Annotated in this window: 17 protein-coding genes, 1 pseudogene and 1 riboswitch; of the genes and pseudogenes, 5 read left to right on the top strand and 13 right to left on the bottom strand. The window is 42.1% G+C overall.

What is annotated here, in order from left to right; translation table 11 throughout:
• Positions 1-224: 224 nt before the first annotated feature.
• The 3 genes from Q4546_RS05740 to Q4546_RS05730 form a co-directional block, all read right to left on the bottom strand.
• Positions 225-1,091, bottom strand: a complete 867-nt coding sequence (locus Q4546_RS05740; RefSeq protein WP_368501204.1) for a hypothetical protein — start codon at positions 1,089-1,091, stop codon at positions 225-227.
• A 32-nt stretch (positions 1,092-1,123) separates the two neighbouring features.
• The gene (locus Q4546_RS05735; protein WP_102520291.1) at positions 1,124-2,278 is read right to left on the bottom strand and encodes a BamA/TamA family outer membrane protein; all 1,155 of its coding nucleotides are present in this window, start codon (positions 2,276-2,278) and stop codon (positions 1,124-1,126) included.
• 175 nt (positions 2,279-2,453) lie between these two features.
• Complete coding sequence (locus tag Q4546_RS05730) at positions 2,454-2,960, bottom strand: VF530 family DNA-binding protein (protein ID WP_102475959.1); 507 nt, start codon at positions 2,958-2,960, stop codon at positions 2,454-2,456.
• 338 nt (positions 2,961-3,298) lie between these two features.
• Here Q4546_RS05730 and Q4546_RS05725 point away from each other — a divergent pair, with 338 nt between their 5' ends.
• Positions 3,299-5,737, top strand: coding sequence for a hypothetical protein (locus Q4546_RS05725; RefSeq protein ID WP_303445868.1), 2,439 nt, complete (start codon positions 3,299-3,301; stop codon positions 5,735-5,737).
• A gap of 38 nt (positions 5,738-5,775) precedes the next feature.
• On the opposite strand, the gene Q4546_RS05720 is transcribed toward Q4546_RS05725, so the two are convergent.
• Positions 5,776-6,543, bottom strand: a complete 768-nt coding sequence (locus tag Q4546_RS05720; protein ID WP_303445906.1) for a class I SAM-dependent methyltransferase — start codon at positions 6,541-6,543, stop codon at positions 5,776-5,778.
• A 134-nt stretch (positions 6,544-6,677) separates the two neighbouring features.
• On the opposite strand from Q4546_RS05720, the gene Q4546_RS05715 reads away from it, so the two are divergent.
• Entirely contained in the window at positions 6,678-7,520 is an 843-nt protein-coding gene (locus tag Q4546_RS05715) for a 23S rRNA (adenine(2030)-N(6))-methyltransferase RlmJ (protein WP_303445867.1), read from the top strand.
• Between the two features lie 91 nt (positions 7,521-7,611).
• Here the strand turns inward: Q4546_RS05715 and Q4546_RS05710 are convergent, their stop codons facing one another.
• The 3 genes and pseudogenes from Q4546_RS05710 to Q4546_RS05700 form a co-directional block, all read right to left on the bottom strand.
• Positions 7,612-7,881, bottom strand: a complete 270-nt coding sequence (locus tag Q4546_RS05710) for a hypothetical protein (protein WP_102439388.1) — start codon at positions 7,879-7,881, stop codon at positions 7,612-7,614.
• 24 nt (positions 7,882-7,905) lie between these two features.
• Entirely contained in the window at positions 7,906-9,312 is a 1,407-nt protein-coding gene (locus tag Q4546_RS05705) for a M28 family metallopeptidase (RefSeq protein WP_303445866.1), read from the bottom strand.
• A 25-nt stretch (positions 9,313-9,337) separates the two neighbouring features.
• Positions 9,338-9,883, bottom strand: a pseudogene (locus tag Q4546_RS05700) (lytic transglycosylase domain-containing protein); the annotation flags it as partial.
• A 1,333-nt stretch (positions 9,884-11,216) separates the two neighbouring features.
• Here Q4546_RS05700 and Q4546_RS05695 point away from each other — a divergent pair.
• Positions 11,217-12,827, top strand: a complete 1,611-nt coding sequence (locus tag Q4546_RS05695) for an AbgT family transporter (RefSeq protein ID WP_102439386.1) — start codon at positions 11,217-11,219, stop codon at positions 12,825-12,827.
• Between the two features lie 516 nt (positions 12,828-13,343).
• On the opposite strand, the gene Q4546_RS05690 is transcribed toward Q4546_RS05695, so the two are convergent.
• The 3 genes from Q4546_RS05690 to Q4546_RS05680 form a co-directional block, all read right to left on the bottom strand.
• Positions 13,344-16,493, bottom strand: a complete 3,150-nt coding sequence (locus Q4546_RS05690) for an efflux RND transporter permease subunit (RefSeq protein WP_102439385.1) — start codon at positions 16,491-16,493, stop codon at positions 13,344-13,346.
• A gap of 9 nt (positions 16,494-16,502) precedes the next feature.
• The gene (locus Q4546_RS05685; RefSeq protein ID WP_303445864.1) at positions 16,503-17,648 is read right to left on the bottom strand and encodes an efflux RND transporter periplasmic adaptor subunit; all 1,146 of its coding nucleotides are present in this window, start codon (positions 17,646-17,648) and stop codon (positions 16,503-16,505) included.
• 385 nt (positions 17,649-18,033) lie between these two features.
• Positions 18,034-19,134, bottom strand: a complete 1,101-nt coding sequence (locus Q4546_RS05680; RefSeq protein ID WP_102475964.1) for an MBL fold metallo-hydrolase — start codon at positions 19,132-19,134, stop codon at positions 18,034-18,036.
• Positions 19,135-19,247: 113 nt separating this feature from the next.
• On the opposite strand from Q4546_RS05680, the gene Q4546_RS05675 reads away from it, so the two are divergent.
• Positions 19,248-19,868 carry a TetR/AcrR family transcriptional regulator gene (locus Q4546_RS05675; RefSeq protein WP_303445863.1) on the top strand — a complete coding sequence of 207 codons (621 nt, stop codon included), beginning with the start codon at positions 19,248-19,250 and terminating at the stop codon, positions 19,866-19,868.
• Here the strand turns inward: Q4546_RS05675 and Q4546_RS05670 are convergent.
• Positions 19,865-20,554, bottom strand: a complete 690-nt coding sequence (locus Q4546_RS05670) for a DNA-3-methyladenine glycosylase I (protein ID WP_303445862.1) — start codon at positions 20,552-20,554, stop codon at positions 19,865-19,867. The two genes, Q4546_RS05675 and Q4546_RS05670, sit on opposite strands and share 4 nt — an antisense overlap.
• A 34-nt stretch (positions 20,555-20,588) precedes the next feature.
• Positions 20,589-21,143 (bottom strand): thioesterase family protein, encoded by a 555-nt coding sequence (locus tag Q4546_RS05665; RefSeq protein WP_102439381.1) that lies wholly within the window; start codon positions 21,141-21,143, stop codon positions 20,589-20,591.
• A gap of 201 nt (positions 21,144-21,344) precedes the next feature.
• A riboswitch (FMN riboswitch) is annotated at positions 21,345-21,534 on the top strand.
• 90 nt (positions 21,535-21,624) lie between these two features.
• Here Q4546_RS05665 and ribB point away from each other — a divergent pair.
• Entirely contained in the window at positions 21,625-22,281 is a 657-nt protein-coding gene (gene ribB / locus Q4546_RS05660) for a 3,4-dihydroxy-2-butanone-4-phosphate synthase (RefSeq protein ID WP_102439380.1), read from the top strand.
• 71 nt (positions 22,282-22,352) lie between these two features.
• Here the strand turns inward: ribB and Q4546_RS05655 are convergent, their stop codons facing one another.
• On the bottom strand, positions 22,353-23,015 hold the full coding sequence (locus tag Q4546_RS05655; protein ID WP_303445860.1) for a flagellar brake protein: 663 nt from the start codon (positions 23,013-23,015) through the stop codon (positions 22,353-22,355).
• Positions 23,016-23,127: the final 112 nt, after the last annotated feature.

The following is a 23,127-nucleotide window of genomic DNA, read 5'->3' as shown; positions in this document are numbered from 1 at the left end:
ATACACAAGTAACTTAAACCCGATAAGCCCTTAAAAAATGCACTAGGCATAACAGCAAGAGTTAACGATGAATAGAGTCTGGGTTTACTTAGCATTGGCTAATGCTTGAGATGAATTATCTAAGTTTTGCGAGAATCGTTTTGTGAGGCCGATAACAGCCATCACAAATTATTTTTTGCCATAAAAATAGTCAAAAATAACGATTTTAATGCTGTAAATTGGCGTTATTTAACAGAGCTTGGTTCGCACGATGAAGAGTAGCTGTCGAGTTCAATTAACCCTTTGAGGATAATGCCGTGATAGCGCGCTTTAATCAGTTGATAATCCATATCTGCAGCAAAATAGTAGGTGACATCTTCATCGCCAGTTTGCTCCACGGGGATCAAGGTTAACTCCCCCCAAGGTGCAAGTGTAACCGTTTGCTTTTGCTGCACATAAAACTGGTAGGGCTCGATGCCATCAGAGGCTTGCCTTACTAAGGCGAATTGCTGCCGACCTTGTAATAAATGCTCCCGAATTTGAATCGCCAAGGTATCCACATCGCGCAAAGGGAGTTCTTTTGACACATAGGTATCCACATCGCCATCAATATCGACCCGCGACTGTCGCCCTGCGTCATCAAAAGTGACTTGCATATCCCGTGAGCGAAATCCTGACACTTGTTGATGAAACTCATCCGTTAACCATTCATTAGTTGCATCAGACCAAGACAGTTCTGCCCGCTGCTGATATTGGGTGCCAATGCCTAAAATACTGGCTTCACTGTTTGACGTTACTACCGCTGATTTGCCTTGCCAATGCTCAGTTCTGGTCATTTCGCCAGTGTGTATCCCATTAAGATAAATGCTGTAATGAGCATTACGGCTGCATTGCTGGTCTGTTTCATTAGCAAGAGATTCACTAGCAAGGGCATCTTTGACGATGGCTTCATTGGCCAATGCATCACTAGCAGCTGCCGCATACAGTATGGCGAGCATCACCAATGACATAGCCACTGACTTAGATGACAGCGCCAATGACATGGCCAATGAGTTAGCCAAAGTTCGCCATCTTGTGGTGCTTATATGCAATTCAGAAATTGTGTTATTCATGCTCGCCTGTTATTGATACGTCAAACAGTAAATTAAAAAACTTCATTCACATTAAGATAGAAGTTAGTTTCATTTTCACCCACACCGACATCAAAACGCAGATTAATATTGTCTTTTATATTGAAGCGAAAACCGGTGCCATAGGATGTCATTAACTCATCAGATAATTGGCTCACTTTAGGCGCAACGCTGCCCACCGCGCCCCAAAAAACCATGCCATAACGCTGAAAAATCGGTAATCGATACTCAACTTGGCCCATCATCATTTGCTCGTCACGGTAACGCCCTTTGATATAACCGCGCATGGCGTTAGAGCCACCTAGATCTGGCAGTAAATTCCAAGGTACATCGCCATCAGTAAAGTGCCCTTGCAGTTGCCAAGCGATTAATCCTGGCGCAGACATAGAGCTTAAATCAATGTAATTGGCTAACTCGACATTGTAAGTTGAAAATGACGATGATTGATCGTTTTGATACAGGCCGGCATCCACTTGAAACAACCAACCTTTAGTGGCATTTAAACGGTAATCCCGCGAGTCGTAAATACTGGTGACGACCACGCCTGAACTAAAATTATTCGGCAATGTTTCAGTCGCATCTACGGCCATTTCAGGCTCAACTAAGGCTAAGTTTTCAGCACTGGCATAAATAAAATCTGCGCCAACACCAATAAAATAGTTGCTGGCAACTTCGGTCATCCACCGTGGCTTAAAACTATAAAGCTGCTCTTCAAACTCATGGTGATTTGCATCGATATTACCTTGCTCGATACCTTGGCCATAATAAACCGCCGCTTCGTTATGCAATTCTAATTGCAGCAATAAGCGCTGCTTTCCTTGATTGAAAAACGTCATGTTTTCCACTTCAACGCCGTAAGAATTATTCATCGATACAAATGAGTTCAGTACTAACGATGACGGCTGCTCCTCTGCCGCTGCGCCATCAGTTTTATATAACCCCACCATTAACAAACCTAAGCCAAACTTTTTCTCGGGGGTGTAATAAGCGGTGGGTAAATAGCTCATATCGATGGCTTTAGTGTCATCAAACTCACCATCGGCGCCAAAGACTGACAAAATATCATCAACCCATGTCGGCTGCATATCTTCTGGCGTTTCAAATAAAGGTTCTACTGCGACGCTTGCGTTAGAAAACGCCATAAATACTAGGAATAAAATCCGTTTCATAACAACTCTAATTAATGATGGGAATGGGGAGTTAATAAACACCTTGTATGCAGCCAATTGACTTGCCGAGTGCATTTTAACAGAGTTTGAGCAATAAAAATGCCGCTATCGTTGCAATAATAGCGGCATTTATTATCAATGATGGGTTTTATCTCAAACCCATTAACTCAGAGAGTTACTTACCCCAAGGGTTAGTTGGGTCTTGTGATGGCGCAGGTCTTTTGGCGCCCGACTTATCTGAGCTACGATTTTGCGCATAAGCATCTTGTTGTCTTGGCTTATCGCTACCATAACGAGGACGCTGATTTTTAGCCTTCATCGCTTCGTAATTCTCAGTCGCTTTAGCGCGCTGTTCATCTAACAACTCAACCGTTAACTCTTGTGGCTTACGTGGCACGATACCATCAGCAAACCCGCGAGCTCTTGGCTTTAGTTCAAACTGTTCAGCAGTACCTTTTGGCATTTGCTTAAAACGATAAAGATAGAAAGACTCAACTCGCTCTCTAGCCCATTCGGTTTTTTTAAGAAACTTGATACTCGCTTCCATACTTGGATTAAGGTTAAAGCACTCCAACCTCATTGCAGCATAAAGTACTTTCCAATCATAAAAATCAACAAGCTCAGTCATCATGATGTCTAAACTCAGGCCGTGAAGTGGATTATTCTGTTGCTTTTCAGTCATGTAAGGCTCTGTAAAAAATAGTCATTAAAGGAATGCAGCTACATTTACACTGCTGTGCACATTATAGCGTTTTTAACTGCCTATATTGAGATATTTTCATAACCAATACGAAAAATATTTGAGTAGCATTATCCGTTACCCTCGCAAACTCAACACCAGTACTTCAGTAAGCAAACAATTAACCATTTGCAACAATATAACCTTAAAACAATAACATAACAAACGTAACAGTGCGGAGTGCGCAAACAAATTGTCACATTATTTATCATCTTTTACGAACGAATTGATCATATATTAACATTGAAAAATTTCGTGATTATTAACTTAAAGGAAAAATAATGTATAACAAAAAGCTACTTTCCGTCTTAGTCTCTTGTGCAATTTTGGGAGGATGTGGAAGCTCTTCAGATGATAAAGCAGAAAACAAGGCCCCTACAATTCAAGTTAATGATGTGACATTAACTGAAAAAGCCAATTCAACACTTTCTGTCATAGCAACGGATGAAGATGGCACTATTGTTAGCTATAAATGGGTTCAAACTGCAGGGCCGAGTTTAGATATCTCAGGCGAAAATACCGATACAATTACTTTTGTAACACCTGCAATTGACGTAGACACCGCTATCAGTTTTAACATCACTGTTGTAGACAATGATGGCGCTGAAACAGCCATAGATTATAACCTTGTAATAAATCGCATTGAAACCGTTTACCAATTAACAGGTAAAGTAGCTGCAAATGGTTTTAACAATTCAAGTATTACTGCAAGTGTCGCCGCGGAATCAGAAACCACACAAACTAATGATGCTGGAGAGTTTAGCTTCACTCTGGCAATTGATGATGATGAGGACATAAATAAATCAGTCACCATTATGGTAGGTGAAACCAATGAAAAACAATTAGCCATTTTATACCCTTCCATAGAGTCAATGACCATAGCAGAACAATCTGATTCTTCAGCTATGTCGACGCTCAATCAAAACGTTCATACTCAAACAAACATAGATTCAACCAAGTTATCAATATCTGCAATTTCAACAGCGCAATATAGTTTATTAATAGCCAACAATAATGGTGAAATTCCAACTTACAAAGAAGAAGTTCAGCGACTTGAAAGCCAGTTAAACCCTGACTTGGTGCTTGAAGCCGCCGCAGTAATTAATATTATGGTTGAAAGTGAAGACGATATTTTAGAAGAAGGTATCGGCCTTATTAGTAGTATTACTAATCCCGAAAATTACAACACATTACTCGATAACATCGAAACATCGCTTCCAGGCGCTATAGAGAAAAACATTGAAGAGATAACTGAAAATCCTGAATTAACGGATCTATTAACACCAGAAAAAGTTGCCCCGATTTATTATCAAACTGATGCGGCAGCGCAAAGCTTCGTAGCACGCAGCGGTGAACGCTATGAATTTAACCAAACTGGAATCGGTAGCGTTACCAATTTTAACGGTTTATCAGAATTTGATTGGTCTGTGAATAACAACACCATCGAAATAGACTTTTCAAGAAACGCACATGGTTTGATAATCAATCAATATGTTGATTCTATCGAATCTTTAACCAATGAAGAAAAGGCACTTCTACGCTCTCATGGTTATGAACTTGTCCCTGTTGAATATAAAAATGTTAGCTCAAGCCTGACCCGCATTTTATCTGGATCTGTCATTGACACATTCCGTGAATCTTCCTTGCAAAGAGAAACTGTTCTAGCTATCAACGATGCTGATTTTCAATTCGAAGCCAAATCTTATGACTTTGAAATGGAAGATAGAAACATTTTAATGCGTAAAAGTGTCACCAGTGATAAAGCTTTTGACGCAGAGAGCATGGTTGGCCTATGGGGCTTCGAAGTATTTCGCAATAATGATCCATATAGCCCGAGTGAATTTGAAATTCTTGATTTCAACGTAAATGGCACGGGAGTCAGCTTAGATTCGGAAGATAGCTTCTCTTGGACTGTCACAGATGAGGGTTTATCGTTAAATTTTAGCGAATTTCAGCACAATATCAATTTGATTGATTACCTCGATGGGCAGTATGCAGTACTTAATGAAGTTGTAGATGTCAAAAGTGGCGATCAGATTGCTGTTGAGTTTGGTTTGGGCTTTCAAATTGAAGATGAAGTGACATTTACCGAAAACAGTGCCCTTACAGGGGAAAAGCATTATTTTCAAACCATGGTAAACCAATGGACAGCTGCATCATGGGATAACGATACATTAAAATATTGTGATAGCTACTCAACTGAAGCGCAATGTTATGCATATGGCGGCATCATGTTTGGCTTTCAAACACAGAGTGATAATATAGGAACAAAATACGCTTCACCAGTTGACCAATTCCCTCCAAATTTAACCGATTATTATAAAGAACCCCTAAATTGGGAAATTACCGAAAATGGTAATCTGCGATTCAATCATACTGGTTTGGGTTGCTATGATGATTACAGTCAAAATTGTCGCTACCGAGAATGGAACTTACTTAGCATTGTCGACGGAAAAATAGGTCAACGAATCTATGTTCAAGAAGTCGACATGAGACGCGAAGATAATCAGTCAACTGGTGAGTGGCAACCACTAATCTATCCTCGCTGGAACATGTATGAACTCATTGAAATTGAATATTTCAATAAAACTGCCGCGACTGTTGAGATGGTCGATATTGGCCAATTAGCTGTTGATTCAATTTACCAACCAGTAGCTAAAGCAACAAAAACAAACCATACGGTGTTATTTCCTTCAAAGTCTATCAATATAGAGAAATAACAGTTTGTGTCAAAAGGTGGCATTAGCCTGCCACCTTTTTATTTCATTGCTGCTTTCACATACACATCAAAACGATTTTTCTTGGTAGCAATCACCATACTGGGTTTTACCCCATCTAAATCTTCCGCATAATCAGGACGTTTAACGACTACCCGTTTTGTTGCCAACGCATGCGCGGGTTTAAGCAGTCCATCGGCATCAAGATCAGCGCCCACTAATGTTTGGAATACGCGCATTTCTTTTTTTACCAAGGCTGACTTTTCACGATGTGGATACATGGGGTCTAAATACACCACATCAATTTCGGTGCCCGATGTTTTAGCGGCATCAGCTAAGGCGCTAAGGCTCGAGCCGTGAAATAAACTCATGCGCTCGCGCATCCAGTCGCCGATTTCGGCGTCTTCATAAGCACGGCGTAGTCCATCTTCCAGTAATGCAGCCACAACAGGATGGCGCTCAACCATAATCACTTTGCAACCAAGGCTAGCCAACACAAAAGCATCGCGGCCTAATCCTGCAGTGCCATCAACCACGGTTGGGGTTACTCCTTGTTTAAGGCCTACCGCTTTGGCGATTGATTGACCACGACCACCACCAAATTTACGCCGATGAGCAACAGCACCGGAAACAAAATCGACACTTATACCATCTAATTTAGGTTCATCTCGTTTATGCAGGCTTAAGGTGTTGTGCTCAAAGCGTAATTCAAACTGCGCTTCTTTACTCCACTCAAAACCCCAACGCTCACTGATATCAACCAGTGACGGATATTGCTGATTAAAAAAAATCGGTATTTGCAAAAGTATTTCCAGATATTTAATAGACTCAAGCCTATTATGCCAAAAGCCCGCCAGAGTGAATACCTATACCTGCTTAGACTTAGCCCCTATAATGTAGCTATCTTGCAGCTTCGACTGCTTATTAATTTTCGGACACTCTCATGTTAAGTTACCGCCACGGTTTTCATGCTGGCAATTATGCCGATGTACTCAAGCACACTATGTTGCTGCAAGTGCTTAAACTGATGCACAAAAAAGATAAGCCAATGGCCTATATCGACAGCCATGCAGGTGCTGGCGGTTACTCGCTAACTGATGAGTTTTCAAAGAAAACCGGCGAATATTTAGATGGCGTAGCCAAGCTTTGGGGTAAAGATGATTTACCTGAGCCTTTGCAGCTTTATATTGAAGACGTAAAACACTTCAATCAAGGTGAAGAAGAACTGTCTTTTTACCCGGGTTCACCTGCTTTTGTTGATATGAACATGCGTGAAAAAGATCGCATGGTTTTACATGAGTTACACGGTACTGATTTTGCTTCACTTGATGAACAGTTTGCTGATGACAGACATGTTCGTGTCGTTAAAGGTGACGGCTTAAAAGGTTTGATAGCTGCAGTGCCTCCTCTTGAGCGCCGCGCGGTTGCCTTGATTGATCCAAGTTATGAAATGAAAACCGATTATCAAGATGTTGCCCATGCCATTATCAAAGCACACAAACGCTTTGCTACTGGTGTTTATATGCTGTGGTATCCGGTGGTTGATAGAGCTCAAACTGAGTCCATGTTAAAAATACTGGCTGATAGTGGTATAAAAAATCAGCTGCGGATTGAACAATCAATTACGCCTGATAATAATGTATTTGGTATGACTGCAGCAGGCTTATGGGTGGTAAACCCACCATGGAAGCTAGATACTACCGCGAAAGAAACCTTAGATTACCTAGAGCGCTGTCTTGGCCAAAGCGGTGGTAAAACCGTGGTTAAGTTAGAAGTGCCTGAATAATTTAAACTAACTGAGCTTAAGCCGCTCTTTTAATGGTTTAAGCTCAATAAAAAAGCCCATGTCATATTTGCATGGGCATTACTCAAGTTTATCAGCTTGTATAAGGTTTCAATTCGCATTCATCATCACTTGAACGAAAAATAGAACCAAAAATTGCAGAGATAACCCCCTCTTGAACATCCTTATTTTTACTCAAAGATGCTGTAGCCCCAGGCCTAGCTTCCCGCTCTTCACGTTCTTTAGCACTATCATGCGCTCCCTGAATAAAATCACAGGTTGCATTTTGTGCCGTCATTGATGAGCACCCGCTAATACCAACTAAAATAACCGATACTAAACTAGCTATGAATATCCTTTTCATATTTATCCTCAATAAATCATAAAGTTAAAAAGCACCAGCTGCTCCAGGGAATACCACTGGACTGGTATTACCGTTGTCGCCGACACTGGCAACACCGTAGACATAATTATCTATGACCATGTTTTTCATAATAAATTCATTCACGTTACCAACATAACGACTATGACTCCATTCAGATTCAGTCGTTGAGCGCCAATAGACCCGATAACCTAATATATTCTTATTCGGTTGTGGCTGCCATTGCAGTTTGGTATCGGGTTGCATAATACCTTCGATGTTCACCCCTTTTGGCGGCTCTGGTGCCCACGCCATTGAAGCCAAACTAATGGCATTAAGTGCGGTGAGCTTGGCATTAAAGTCAAAATCCACCCCAGCAAGCACATCACCATATTCAATAGCATTTTCAGTGCGAATATCTTGATGCTGGCGATCATAATGCTCATTAGCTTCCATCACTCTGACAGCTGGGTAACCCGCTTTATTAAACGGTAAATGATGGCCGCCACGGCCAAAGCGATCGAGACGATATACCAACATCACATCAAGGTTAGTCATGTATTGATCAACTAAGGATTTAATTTTTCGTGCCAGATTACGTGAAGCGGAATCATTTTCGCCACCGCTGAAATAACGCTGTTTGGCTTCCTCAGGAGTTTCTGCAATTCTGACCCCTTCAGAAAATACTCTTACAGTAGAATTGTTGATCACCCCGTTAATGCCAGCAATATTGCCAATCATGTCATTGTTCAACACCGCTTGGATTTGCCAGTCATGCTTTTTAGCATAATTAATCAGCACATCACCGCCATATAAACCTTGCTCTTCACCTGAAAGCGCCGCATAAACAATTGTGCCATTGAATTGATATTTCGACAGCACTCGCGCGGCCTCTAAAGCGCCAGCAACCCCAGAGGCATTATCATTGGCCCCCGGAGATACCGAGGTAAAATCCATCGGGTCGGTTACCCGAGAGTCAATATCACCACTCATCATTACCACGCGGTTAGGATCTGTTGTGCCTCGCTGAATCGCAAATACATTTACCACTTCAGTGGGTTCAGGAATGCGTTTACCACTAACCGTTTCGCCCACCATGACAACTTCTAAACAGCCACCACAATCAGCAGATATCCGTTCAAATTCAGCTTTAATCCAGCGCCTTGCTGCGCCAATACCTTGGGTATCAGATTGTGTTTCAGATAAGGTATGACGAGTGCCAAAGCTCACCAGCGTTTCTACATCTGTGCGTAAACGCTTAGCCTGCGGCGCTGTGGCAATATCATATAAACGCAGATCTTCTTCTGATGGCGCGAGATGACTTTGCTGGGCTGCAATCGCATTAAACCCAACAATATTAACGCTTAATAGCGATAGTACGCCAATAACTTGATAGCACTTTTTTATGGTTATTGTGTGTGTATCCCTGTTCATATCATCCTCTTAAATCTTTAGATTATTAGCTCGCTAATGCTGCTTGATAGCGTTTTAGCAAGATTTTTACCCGCTCAACATAGGCTTGAGTCTCTGGGTATGGCGGGATTCCTTGGTACTTAGTCACGGTTGTTGGGCCAGCATTATAGGCGGCGCAGGCAAGCTCAATATCATTATCAAATCGTTCAAGTAAGTACGCTAAATATTGGCTACCACCCAGAATATTCTGCCGCACGTTATAAGCATCGGTCACGCCCAACTCTTTGGCTGTGGCAGGCATTAATTGCATTAAGCCTATTGCACCCACTTTTGAGCGGGCTTTAGGGTTAAACGCCGATTCAGCATGAATAACTGCACGGATTAATGCGGGATCCAACTTAAACTGTTTGGCTGCATCATTGACTGACTCTTTATGCTTGAAAGCAAATATGGGAATAAGCAGCCAATCAACTTGGGAGTCAATTTGGCAGGCAAAGCAGTCATATAATAAAACGTCAAAGTCCTTAATGGTGGGCACTACATTTGAAAAGGTGGTAATGCCATTTTGCTCATACTGATAAATTTTACGCTTCGGTTTTTTAGTCTGGCTCCCTGCGGTCAAGGTGCTTTTTGTTGTTAACGCAGTTGAAACCATCGCTGTTGACGTTGCATTATCCAATGACGGCTTACGCGACAAAGAGGGCTTCTTAGCTGGGGGTTGATAACGCTCTACAACAGCCGCAGATTTTATCGCAGTTTGTTCAACAATCACTTTGGGCTTTAACACCATAGCAGGTTTTGCTGGCTGCTTAAGCGCCACGACCGGAGGGTGTAATACCTGTTGTTTCTTTGGTTTAACTTGAGAGCGGGGTTTAACTTGAGAGCCAGACTCAGCATCACCCGTGTCACTTGCTAAAGGTAATACCACAATAGGCGCATGCAAGACTTGTTGACGCTTGGGCGCTTGGGCTAGGGGCGTCGGCATAGTCGCCACTTTAATCACTTTAGGCTGCACGTTAGTGCTGGTTGCAAGCTGCTTTTGAGGTTTTATGCGCTCACTTTGCGACGCAGTAATTTTATCCGCTTGCGGCGATTTTTCAGTTAATCCTAACGACGCTGCTGTGGGAGTAAGTTTCTGATTCGGTTTGCTTTGCTCAATCTGCGTTTGTGCTTTGGCAATTATTTGCGGTTTAACTGGCGCAGTCATTGTCAGTTGAATTTTAGCTTTCTGCTGTGCCTGTATTTCAAACCCAGCTCCGGTATTGGCTTGGGTAACAGTTACGGAAGCGCTGAATAAGATCAGTAAACTTACACCGCAACCGCTTATTAAGGCGTTTGCGCAACTCTGCCTGAGTAATCGCTTTATGTATGTGTTGACCGTAAAAGCCAAGTTTGAAGCTAAAATATGTAAAGGTATTTTTATCATTATTATTATCACGTTTATATTGAGCACTGACTAGCTTGCCTCATCATAGCGAAGAATCAACACCCTGTTCACTAAACATACACTCAATGCAGATGTTGTTTTTTGCACGATTTTTTACAACTCATATAGAAACCCGACAAATACCATGGTTAAAACCATTAAAAAGCTTAACTTAACAGCAAGCTTTGACGCTACCATTCAAAAAGGTAAAAAATATAGAACAAAATGATTAAAAATATTTTTTAATTCTTTCAAAACAGTACTTTAAGTAAAAACAAGAGTGAGTGTTTTTTATACCAACTTACAACATCAGTACAACTAAATAGCGCTATTTTTCGATAATTAGTTGTTATTGAGTTAGACTCAATGAAAATTTGATGTTAACTGATATTTATCAGCTTTTTCCGCCTAGATTTAAGCTTATTTTAAAATAGGTCATATAGTCTGTAGATTGGCAAAATCTCAAACTCTAATAATTAAGCCTATTTAAGGGATATTCATGAACCTTGATCCATCTAAAGCTGTGCCTAATAAGGGTACGCCTCAGGACCTCGCCTCAAGTGGCACCTTTGTCCGTTTTCTTAATATTGTCGAAAGATTAGGCAATTTATTACCTCACCCAATTACCTTATTTGCCATGTTCTGCTTAGCTGTCATTGCCATTAGTGGTATTGCGGGTTATTTCGAAATGACAGTTGCAGACCCTCGCCCTATGGGCAGCTCAGGTCGCAGTGAGGATGGCTTAATCCATGTGGTCAGCTTGATGAATGCTGAAGGTTTGCGGATGATCGTATCCAACTTAGTGACTAACTTTACCGGCTTCACCCCATTGGGCACTGTATTAGTGGCCTTACTGGGTGTCGGTATTGCTGAGCGCTCAGGGTTATTATCTGCCGCTATGCGTTTATTGGTCATGGGCACTTCAAAGCGCCTTGTTACACTAACGATTGTGTTTGCGGGTATTGTGTCCAATACCGCATCAGAGCTAGGTTATGTGGTGCTGATCCCAATGGCGGCAATGATATTTCACTCCCTTGGGCGTCATCCTTTAGCCGGATTAGCAGCCGCTTTTGCTGGGGTATCCGGTGGCTACAGCGCTAACTTACTATTAGGCACGGTCGACCCTTTACTATCAGGTATCACTGAAGCTGCGGCGCAAATGATTGACCCAGATTATATTGTTGGCCCAGAGGTCAACTGGTACTTCATGTTTGTGTCGACCTTTTTAATCACTATATTAGGCGCACTGGTTACCGAAAAAATCGTTGAACCCAAACTAGGAAAATACGATGTATCTGAAGCGGCTGATGACTTATCTGAACAGAAAATGGATATTGTCACTACAGAAGAAAAACATGCCTTAAAGGTGGCGGGTTTCTCTGTATTGGTCTTATCAAGCTTATTGGCATTGACCATTATTCCTGAAGGCGCCCCACTACGAAATCCTGAAACCGGCTTAGTTTCAGGCTCACCATTTTTAAAAGGCATTGTGGCGTTTATCTTTATCGGCTTTGCTATCCCGGGCTTGGTGTACGGTAAAGTGGTCGGCAGCATGAAAAAAGACACCGACATCATTAATGCCATGTCTCACAGTATGAGTACCATGGGTATGTATATTGTGTTGGTATTTTTTGCCTCGCAGTTTGTGGCTTTCTTTAAATGGACCAATTTAGGCGCGGTATTAGCGGTAACTGGCGCGGATGCCTTGAGCAGTATTGGTTTAACTGGGCCATTAGTATTTGTACTGTTTATTATGTTGTGTGGTTTTATCAACTTAATGCTCGGTAGTGCTTCGGCGCAATGGGCAGTTACTGCGCCGATATTTGTACCTATGTTAATGCTAGTAGGCTATGCCCCTGAAACCATTCAGGCAGCGTATCGAATAGGTGATTCGGTCACTAACTTGATAACGCCAATGATGAGCTATTTCGGTCTAATTCTGGCGGTTGCAAGCCGTTATAAGAAGAATCTAGGTATCGGTACCTTGATTGCCACCATGCTGCCTTACTCAATCGTGTTCTTTATCGGTTGGACGCTGTTCTTCTTCCTATGGGTATTTGTTTTAGGCTTCCCTGTAGGTCCTGGCGCTGCAACTTATTACACGCCATAATGAATGTCGTTGTCATACCATAATGACTGAAACTGATTAGCTTATTAGCCCTGTATTTACAGGGCTTTTTATTGCGTTTTTGACAGTGACTCTTTCATGGAGGGGTATTCATTGATAGGTATTCATTGATAGGGATTCATTGATAGGTATTTATTGATAGGAGTATTTCATTGATGGCACTATTTCATTAATAACAGGAATTGGGTTAGTTGCATTTGCTAGCTATAACCGAGGTTCTGCAACCAAAGCATCGAACTCAACTTAACTGACTCGAGTTATTGCAATACAAGGTGTTGCCACTGATCCGGTCGTTCTTGTCATAGCGCCGTTAACCTGCGCCCATGCCATTAAGCATATCTCACTATGTTAGGTCACAGTAACGGCGCACTTCTCCCTGAGTCAGCTCATCAACTTAAGCGATAGCATGGCTGATTAAAGGCAATAAGCCTTAAATAACGAGCAACAAAAAGCCCAGCATCTGCTGGGCTTTTTAAGGATAACTACAGTGATTAGCGCTTATTCAGCTGAATCACTTTTCGTTTCAGGTGGTACATAACCTTTACGCTCTTTCTTATTGAAGATTTTCTCAACCACCACGAAGAACAGTGGGATTAAGAAGATACCAATAAAGGTAGAACTCATCATGCCACCAAGTACGCCTGTACCTAGTGCATTCTTACTACCAGAACCAACACCGGTACTAATTGCTAGCGGTACAACACCTAAACCAAAGGCTAGAGATGTCATCAAGATTGGACGTAAACGTACTCGCACTGCGTGCAAAGTCGCTTCAACCAGTCCTGCACCCTTGTCATAGAAGTCTTTGGCGAATTCTACAATCAAGATGGCATTCTTGGTTGCCAGCCCTACCGTCGTCAGTAGACCTACTTGGAAAAATACATCGTTAGGTAAACCACGACCATTCATCGCCAGCAGTGCCCCGATAACCCCTAATGGCACAACTAGGATTACCGCAAATGGTACCGTCCAACTTTCATAAAGTGCTGCTAGTACAAGGAATACCACTAAAATAGATAGTGCGTATAACGCTGGTGCCTGGTTACCTGATAATCTCTCTTCATAAGATAAGCCATTCCACTCGATACCAAACCCTGGTGGTAAATCTTGCACCATTCTCTCGAAATCAAGCATTGCATCACCAGAGCTATATCCGGGCATAGTTGCACCTTGAATATTGACCGCTGGTAAACCGTTAAAGCGTTGTAATTGTGGCGAACCAAATTCCCATGAACCAGTAGTAAAGGCCGAGAAAGGTACCATTTCACCTTTTGAGTTACGCACAAACCAGGTTTCTAAATCACTTGGTTGCATACGGTATTCAGCATCACCTTGTACGTATACTTTCTTAACGCGACCACGGTCGATAAAGTCATTCACATACGAACCACCATAAGCGGTTGCTAGTACACTGTTTACATCATCGATATCCACACCTAAGGCGCGAATTTTAGCTTGATCAACATGGATTTGGTACATAGGTGCATCTTCTTGCCCATTAGGACGTACGCCCACAAGGTTCGGATTCTGCGCTGCCATACCTAATAACTGATTACGGGCTGCAATTAACGCCTCATGACCTTGACCACTACGATCTTGCAGGTACATATCAAAACCATTGGCCGTGCCTAATTCAATTACCGCTGGCGGTACAAAGGCAAACACTAAGGCGTCTTTCATCTGCATGAAACGACCCATTGCACGGTTAGACAAGGATTGAACATCTTGCCCTTCACCACCACGTTCAGCCCAGTCTTCAAGACCGACGAAAGCAATACCCATGTTTTGACCAGAGCCAGCGAAACTGAAACCTGCAACACTAAATACAGATTTAACGATATCGCCTTCTTCTTCCAAGTAATAGTCACTCACATCCTCAAGCACTTTCATGGTGCTTTCTTGAGTCGAGTTAGTTGGCAAAATTGCTTGGGTAAACAAGATGCCTTGGTCTTCATCTGGCAAGAATGCTGTTGGCATGCGCATGAAAATCCAACCAGTCGCGATAACCAGTACAAGATAGACACCCATCATGCGCACAGTACGCTTAAGGATTTTTGCTACACCCGCTTCATAGCGCGAGGTTAACTTATCAAAGTTACGGTTAAACCAGCCAAAGAACCCAGTATTAATATGGGTATGGCCTTTTGGAATTGGTTTAAGCATGGTGGCACATAATGCCGGGGTTAAAATCATCGCGATTAAAACAGACAGCGCCATTGCAGACACAATCGTAATCGAGAACTGACGATAAATAACACCAGTTGAACCTGACATAAATGCCATAGGTACGAATACTGCTGACAGGGTTAAACCAATACCCACAAGTGCGCCAGTAATTTGATCCATCGATTTGCGGGTGGCTTCAAGTGGGCTTAAGCCCTCTTCAGACATAACACGCTCGACGTTTTCCACCACAACAATCGCATCATCTACTAACAGACCAATAGCCAGTACCATAGCGAACATGGTTAAGGTGTTAATAGAGAAACCAGTCGCTGATAAAATGGCGAATGTACCAAGTAATACCACGGGTACCGCAATCGTTGGAATTAGTGTTGCTCTGAAGTTCTGCAAGAACAGATACATGATCAGGAACACTAAAATCACTGCTTCGATAAGGGTATGCACAACACCTTCAATTGATTTCTCAACAAATGGCGTAGTGTCATATGGGTAATAAATCTCTAAGCTGTCAGGGAAATAAGTTTGCAAGTCAGCAAGCATTTCACGAACATTTTTTGCGGTATCAAGCGCGTTAGCACCTGTGGCTAACTGCACACCAATACCAGCAGCGGGTTTACCGTTAAAGAATGATTCCACTGAGTAGCTTTCAGAACCCAGTGCAACGCGAGCTACGTCGCTCAGGTAAACGTTAGCACCAGAGGTGTCAGATTTGAGAATAATCCCTTTAAATTGCTCAGGAGTTTGCAAACGGCTTTGGGCAGTAATGGTCGCATTTAATTCTTGGCCAGCAATTGATGGCGCACCACCTAATTGACCCGCTGAAATCTGCGCATTTTGCTCACGAATCGCGGCCATAACATCAATACTAGTTAAGTTGTATTGCGTCAGCTTTAACGGATCAAGCCAAATACGCATTGCATATTGGGCTCCGAATAATTGCAATTCACCTACACCAGCAACACGGCTTAACGGATCTTGAATATTGGCAGCAACATAATCGGCAATATCGGTTTTATCCAGCGAACCATCTTCAGATACAAACGCTGCAACCATCAAGAAACCAGCACTTGATTTAACCACGTTAACACCCTGAGATTGCACCTCTTGCGGTAACAAGGTCATCGCAGCTTGCAGCTTATTTTGCACTTGTACTTGAGCAATATCCGGATCGGCTTCAGCATTAAAGGTTAAGGTGATTTTTGCATTACCAAAACTATCACTGCTTGAGGCAATATAACGCAGATGGTCAATACCCGTCATACGTTGTTCAATAACCTGAGTTACTGTATCTTCCATGGTCTTTGCAGACGCGCCAGGATAAAACGCGGTTATTTCAACTGTTGGCGGTGCAATACTCGGGTACTGCGCCACAGGAAGATCTTTAATTGCTAAGACCCCTGCCAACATGATTAGAATTGAGATCACCCATGCAAAAATAGGGCGATCGATAAAGAAACGAGCCATAACGTTACCCTATTTAGTTGGAGTGTTTTCGGTTAAAACTTGTGGAGCAACTTCAGCGCCAGGACGAACTTTTTGCAGACCTTCGACAATCAATTTGTCGCCAGCCTTTAAGCCTTCAGTAATACGCCATTGGTGATTAATCACCTCTGCTGTTTTCACCACGCGCGCTTCAGCTTGATTATCAGCATTAACAATCATAGCTACCGCTTCACCTTTTGTGTTACGGGTAATGGCTTTTTGCGGCACTAAAATGGCTGATGGATCTTGTCCGGCATTTAAAATCGCGCGCACATACATACCAGGCAACAACACCCCATCAGGGTTAGGGAATTCAGCACGAATAATTACAGAACCTGTTGCTTCATTGACGCTTACTTCAGAGAACTGCAATGTACCTACGTTCTCGTAAATGCTACCGTCTTCAAGAATAAGGGTCACTTCAGCATTTTCGCTTTGCTGTAATTTACCTTGTCTAAGTTTTGACTTAAGACGTAATAATTGCGCACTTGATTGAGCAATATCGATATTAATTGGATCAAGCTGTTGGATCTTAGCCAAGGTATTTGACTGATTCGCAGTAACTAACGCGCCAGGAGTAACACTTGATGTGCCAATACGACCAGAGATTGGTGCACGTACTTCAGTATATTCAAGGTTAATTTTTGCAGTATTGATGGCGGCTTCAGCAACCGTTACATTGGCAATAGCTTCTTTATACGCAGCATCTGCCACATCAAAATCTTGCTTACTTACCGCATTAGTTTTTACCAGAGTAGCATAACGCTCTGCAGTCGACTTAGCTGAATACAATGATGCATTTGCACTGGCTAAATCAGCTTCTGCACTGGTTAAAGCAGCTTTGTAAGTTGCAGAGTCAATTTGATACAGTGACTGACCCGCTTCGACATCTTTACCTTCAACAAAACCACGGTTGGTGATGATGCCTGATACCTGTGGGCGTACTTCCGCTTCTAAAAAAGCACGACTACGACCTGGTAATTCAACATAAATGGCTTGAGATTGCTCAGTCACACTCATCACCCCTACTGGTGCGGGTGGTGCTTTTTGTTGGCCTTGGCCTTGTTCGGCTTGACCACAAGCGGTAATCCATAAAGCCGCAGTGATAACTGAGGCTATTTTCAGTGCTTTGCGCATGACTGCTCCTACTCCTAATGACATCATCAGTAAATTTCACCTTGTTTGAAGGGTAAATATTTGCTGGATATATATTTCAACGTTTTTCAACGTTTTAAGCTTGAAATTTTAATGGACGTTGTTATCCCATACACTTGCGAGCTCAACAACCATTACAACCAATTAAAAAATTATAAATTGTAAACAAATAATAAACTTAGACACTTTGTATACGCTTTGTTGACTTAGCTGTAGCAACAACAAAAAATACACACGAAAGTGTTACAAAAAGGTTAACTGGCAATTTACCTCGCATTTTACAAAGTGCGTAAATATACACCATTCTCATTAAAAAAGGTGTGCGCCTAGTATTAAATTCTAAAAAAATATCCTCATACGATATTAATTATTGCGCTTGCATTGCGACAGTAGGCTCTGTCAGCATATCACGCCACCAGTAGGCTGCCTGAGTAGGGAAATCAACTGAAACCGCCTCACCAAATATCGGTGTTAGCACTGGTATATTCGCTTGCTCGGCTAAGGTCGTAATACGCTCTAATGGCTCAAACCAGTCATGTAATGATAAATCGAAAGTACCATTATGGATTGGTAACATGGCGCTTTGCTGAAAATCTGCGCCGTTTAAATCAATATGCGCCTGTAAGCTCTGTTCAGGCATCATATGAATGTCACTCCATAATTCATTATAGGCGCCAGTTTCAATCATGGTGATATCAAATGGCCCATAACGCTCACCAATGTCTTTAAAACCTGAGAAGTAACCGCCATCACCACTAAAGAATAGTTTGTTTTTCTCGCCTTGGATCACCCAACTTGCCCATAACGTAGTATCACGATCGAATAGCCCACGCCCAGAAAAGTGCTGTGCAGGGGTAGCGACTAACGTCAGCCCCGCCAAATTCAGTTCTTGCCACCAAGCCAATTGCGACACTTTACTTGCGCTAATCCCCCAATCAATAAGGTGATCGCCCACTTTTGATGGCGTCACAAAATGCTCAACTTTCTTGTTTAAGGCCATAACGGCCGCTTTATCAAGATGATCATAATGATCATGACTAATAATGACCGTCTTAATAGCAGGTAATTGTTCAATACTTATTGGCGATTGATGAAATCGTTTTGGCCCAGCCCATTGAACTGGAGATGCACGTTCGCTAAAGACAGGATCTAACAAGATATATTCACCGTCCAAGCGGATGAGTAATGTTGAATGACCTAATCTAAATATTTGATCTTCAGTACTGAAGCTTAAGCTCAATGTCGTCAGTGGCAAAACAGGCACCGGCTTTACAGGTGTTGGGTGTGCTCTTTTGACGGTAAAATAACTTTTTACTATTTGCCAAATATCACTTAAACCTGATTGATAGTTAATCTCGGTATTTTGAAATTTCTCGTGAGTTTCTTGCGCATTTTTATCATAGCTGCACCATGCTTTTAAGCTAAACGACACCATCAACACTCCAACAATAAATAACCAATATTTCATATTAACGCCAAAAAAAGTAAACTACACGGTGCAGTTTATGGATTTGTTGTTGAAAAGTAAACTACTCAGTGTAATATACTTGCACGACTCCCAGCGAAGATTTGTAAACAGATATGACAATAACCAAGAAAACCCTCAGCCAGCAAAAGCATGAGGCCATAGTTGACGCAGCCAAGCGGATGTTCAAAAAACTAGGTGTAGCGGCGACCAGCATGGATAAACTGGCAGAAGAGGCACAAGTGTCTAAGCGCACTGTTTACAATCACTTCGCCACTAAAGAAGCCTTAGTCATGCACCTTGTAAGTGAGTTATGGTTTGAAGCCATGGCCAGCAATCAAGGGCAATATCAGCCGCAACAAGCGCTGTTTTCGCAGTTATCAGCCATCATTTTGACCGAGATTCAATTTATGAACTCTCGAGAGCATATTGATATGGCCCGAGTCGCTATTGGGCACTTATTTTACAATAGTGAAGAAATGGTTCGTGAAATTGAAAAAATGAAACAGCATGAAACGGCGATATTACGCTGGATTAAAGCCGCAGCTTTAGATGGAAGGATTCAAATAGAAGATGCGATGTTTGCCAATGAACAACTGCTGCATTTAATCAAAGGCCAATGTTTTTGGCCGCAAATTTTAACCTGTAACCCACTGTTAAATGATCAACAAAGACAGCATTTAGCCGATGAAAGCGCAAAAATGTTTTTAAGTCGCTACCAAATCACCCCTGCTTAAACCCGGTTATCGCCTACACTCAATGAAATGATACGACTAATTTCGGCAAGGGTTAACCCTGATTCTTGCTGCCACTGATTAAACGCAGCTTGGGATTGGCGCAATGCCGTTTGCGATGTAAAACCTGCATCAACGACATTAGTGGCTTTGAGATATGACTGCACATCAGTGGTTAATAAAAACGTATCCTTACCAATATTGCGTAAAAAATACGGCCCAGTATTACCGCCTAAACGGTTGCCTTTCTTTTTTAATACTTGCCAAAGCCCAGTGATATCTTCCGACGGCCAGTTGCCAATAAACTCAGCAAAGCTGCCATACTCAGCAGCTATCTGCTGCACCATATAGGCATTATCAACAATCGACTGGGTTTTCTTTTGATGGCGAATAAGCGTTGCGTCAGTGGCACGCTGTTGAATTTGATCAGGCGACAGCATCAATACTTTAAACGGCTCAAAATCAAAGAAGGCTTTTTCATACGCAGGCCATTTATTCTCAACCACCCGCCACACAAAGCCACTTTGAAACACTTGCTTGCTCATGGCAGACAAAAGTTGTGCATCAGAAAATTGACCAATCTCATCCGCTTCAAGGGTCAGAGGCAATAAATGAGCTAACGCCTTACTGCCACCTTTACGCTCACTGGCGCGGTCAAAAATATCGCTGAATTTTTCTAATTTGGCCACAAGCTAACCCCGTTAAATAAATGACTAGCGCTTATTATGCTACCTGACTCAGCTTAGGGGCAATATTCTGATCTTTTTTTACTTGCAGAAATTGTTTCCACTTAACCACTTCAGCAGTCATTACTGGCATAGCGCCGTCGTAGCCCGCTTCGGCAATTAACTTACTGATAGGCACTTGCTTACCTTTGCAAACAAACACACCACGCACATGGGCAATACAATGAACCCCACGATTAGATACAAAGCGCTGCTCAATATAGAAATATTTCTCATCCCAACCAACTATCTTGGTTTCAATGTCAAATTTCTCCAGCGGCTTAATATCTTTAATAAAGGTAAACTCAGATGCGTTTACAATGGGCAGCCATTTAAGTTTTAAAAATCGCTTCATTAAACCCATTTCAGCAATCATATAAGTACGAGCTAAATCTAAAAAGGCAGGATAGCGAGAATTAGTAAGATGCATATTGATATCGCAATCGAGCGGTAATGCGCGATATGAAATACGACTGGTACCTAAAAAATCGATGTGATTACAGTGACGAATACGCCAGACAAACAACCAAAACAGACGAAAATATAAATTCATGGGGCTACAACTCCTTTGTCAGCGGCAAAGGCTATCAGAGGTCATACCAGCGAGCAAGTTTGTTCACAAAATTATCCAGTCACCCCCTAAAACGCCCCACTCTTGATGACATTTTATATCTAAGACTGTGGGCATAAGCCCTTTTTTTATAGTCATTTTTGCCATAAAATGGCCGCGCTTAACTTTATTAAGCATCACAATTTAAATTCTCAGGGCGGGGCGCAATTCCCCACCGGCGGTAAATCGAGGCGACTAAATGCGCCAAGATGAGCCCGCGAGCGCTCGATATTTTTCGAGGTCAGCAGATCTGGTGACTTAGGCCATGTTTTCACATGAAGTACGCCTAACAGTCCAGAGCCGACGGTTATAGTCCGGATGAAAGAGAATAGAAAACACCACTACTTAGGTATGCTGGTGCATTTCGTTTGGCGTAAAGCCACTCTTCAAAGCCCTGATTCTGGTATTTTTTTAGGAGTAAACCATGAATCAGCTAACACTACTTTCGCCATTTGGTGATCCAATCGAACGTGTTGAAAAAGCCTTAGCCGCCTTACGATTAGGTAACGGTGTGTTATTACTCGATGATGAAGATCGTGAAAACGAAGGTGACATCATTTATTCAGCCGAGCACTTAACCGCAAAACAAATGGCATTAATGATCCGCGAATGCAGCGGCATTGTGTGTTTATGTTTAACGGACGAGCAAGCCAACAAACTTGAACTGCCGCCAATGGTGCAAGACAATAACAGTGCTAACCAAACTGCTTTTACGGTTTCAATTGAAGCTAAAGAAGGAGTGACTACAGGCGTTTCAGCTCAAGATCGAGTAACGACAGTAAAAACGGCTACAGCAGTAAATGCGAAAGCCAGCGACCTCGCTCGTCCGGGACATGTATTTCCACTGCGCGCGCGTGCAGGTGGCGTTATGGCTCGCCGTGGTCACACTGAAGGCACGGTTGATTTAATGCAAATGGCCGGTTTATCTCCTGCAGGTGTTTTGTGTGAAGTAACGAACGAAGACGGCACTATGGCCAAAGCGCCTGAAATTGTCGCCTTTGGTTTAAAGCACAATATGCCAGTATTGACCATTGAAGATATGGTGATGTATCGCTTGCAGCATGACTTGAAATTAGCCTAAGGCTTGTTTAATTTTATATAAGAGGCGCTCTATGCGCCTTTTTTATAGCCAATCAAAAGCTTTACTGCCACTTACAGATCAATAAACAGCTGATTAAGCAATGCTTTAATTTGTGGGTCGTCGTCTTCAAATTGAATACCTACATTGACTTTGCCATTTTCAAAACGGCTATTACATACTTTGGCTGGTATGGTGATATTCGTGTCATTGGCGTTGCGAATATTAACGAAAATGTCTTTCTCGTTAACTTTTAGGTTTTCATTGTCGGTCTTAAACAAGAAGCCACATCCCTTGGCAGAAATATCAGCAATAATCCCTTTGAGTTCAGAGCCGAGCTTACCTTCACTGTCTTCTCTTGCCTGTATTGAAGACGGTAAATGGGTCACAAAGCGTTGATGGGTGCGTAATTGACGATTCTCAATTTCTTTGGGATAGGTGAGAAATATGAATTTTTCAGGAAATTTAGTGATGTTTCTAATGGTGGTTTTAAATGCAAAACACTCACCTTGCTGGCCTTCCAACAAATAACGCACGACCACACCATTACCATGAGCAAAAACATCTTGATGGTTATTCATCTGAAGCGGAGCTGGATGTTTGAGAATAATATACTTACCAATCTCGTAGCCCACTAACGTGGCTTTAGTTCTAAATTTAACCGGGGAGTTTATTTGTAGATCAACCAAATTACCTGGCATTAAACTAAAAAATATTTGTTCAACTTGTGCGGTCAAAATACGACTCCATTCTAATTTTTATCAGCAACATTCTAGTGCATTCACAACAATAAATTAAGCATATTTAGTGACTTAAAATGAAACTGTGTGATCTTTAAATAATAAAAAG

The sequence above is a fragment of the Shewanella sp. 4_MG-2023 genome (genome assembly GCF_030548015.1).
GTDB lineage: Bacteria > Pseudomonadota > Gammaproteobacteria > Enterobacterales > Shewanellaceae > Shewanella.
This window is presented reverse-complemented; position numbering and strand designations above follow the sequence as displayed.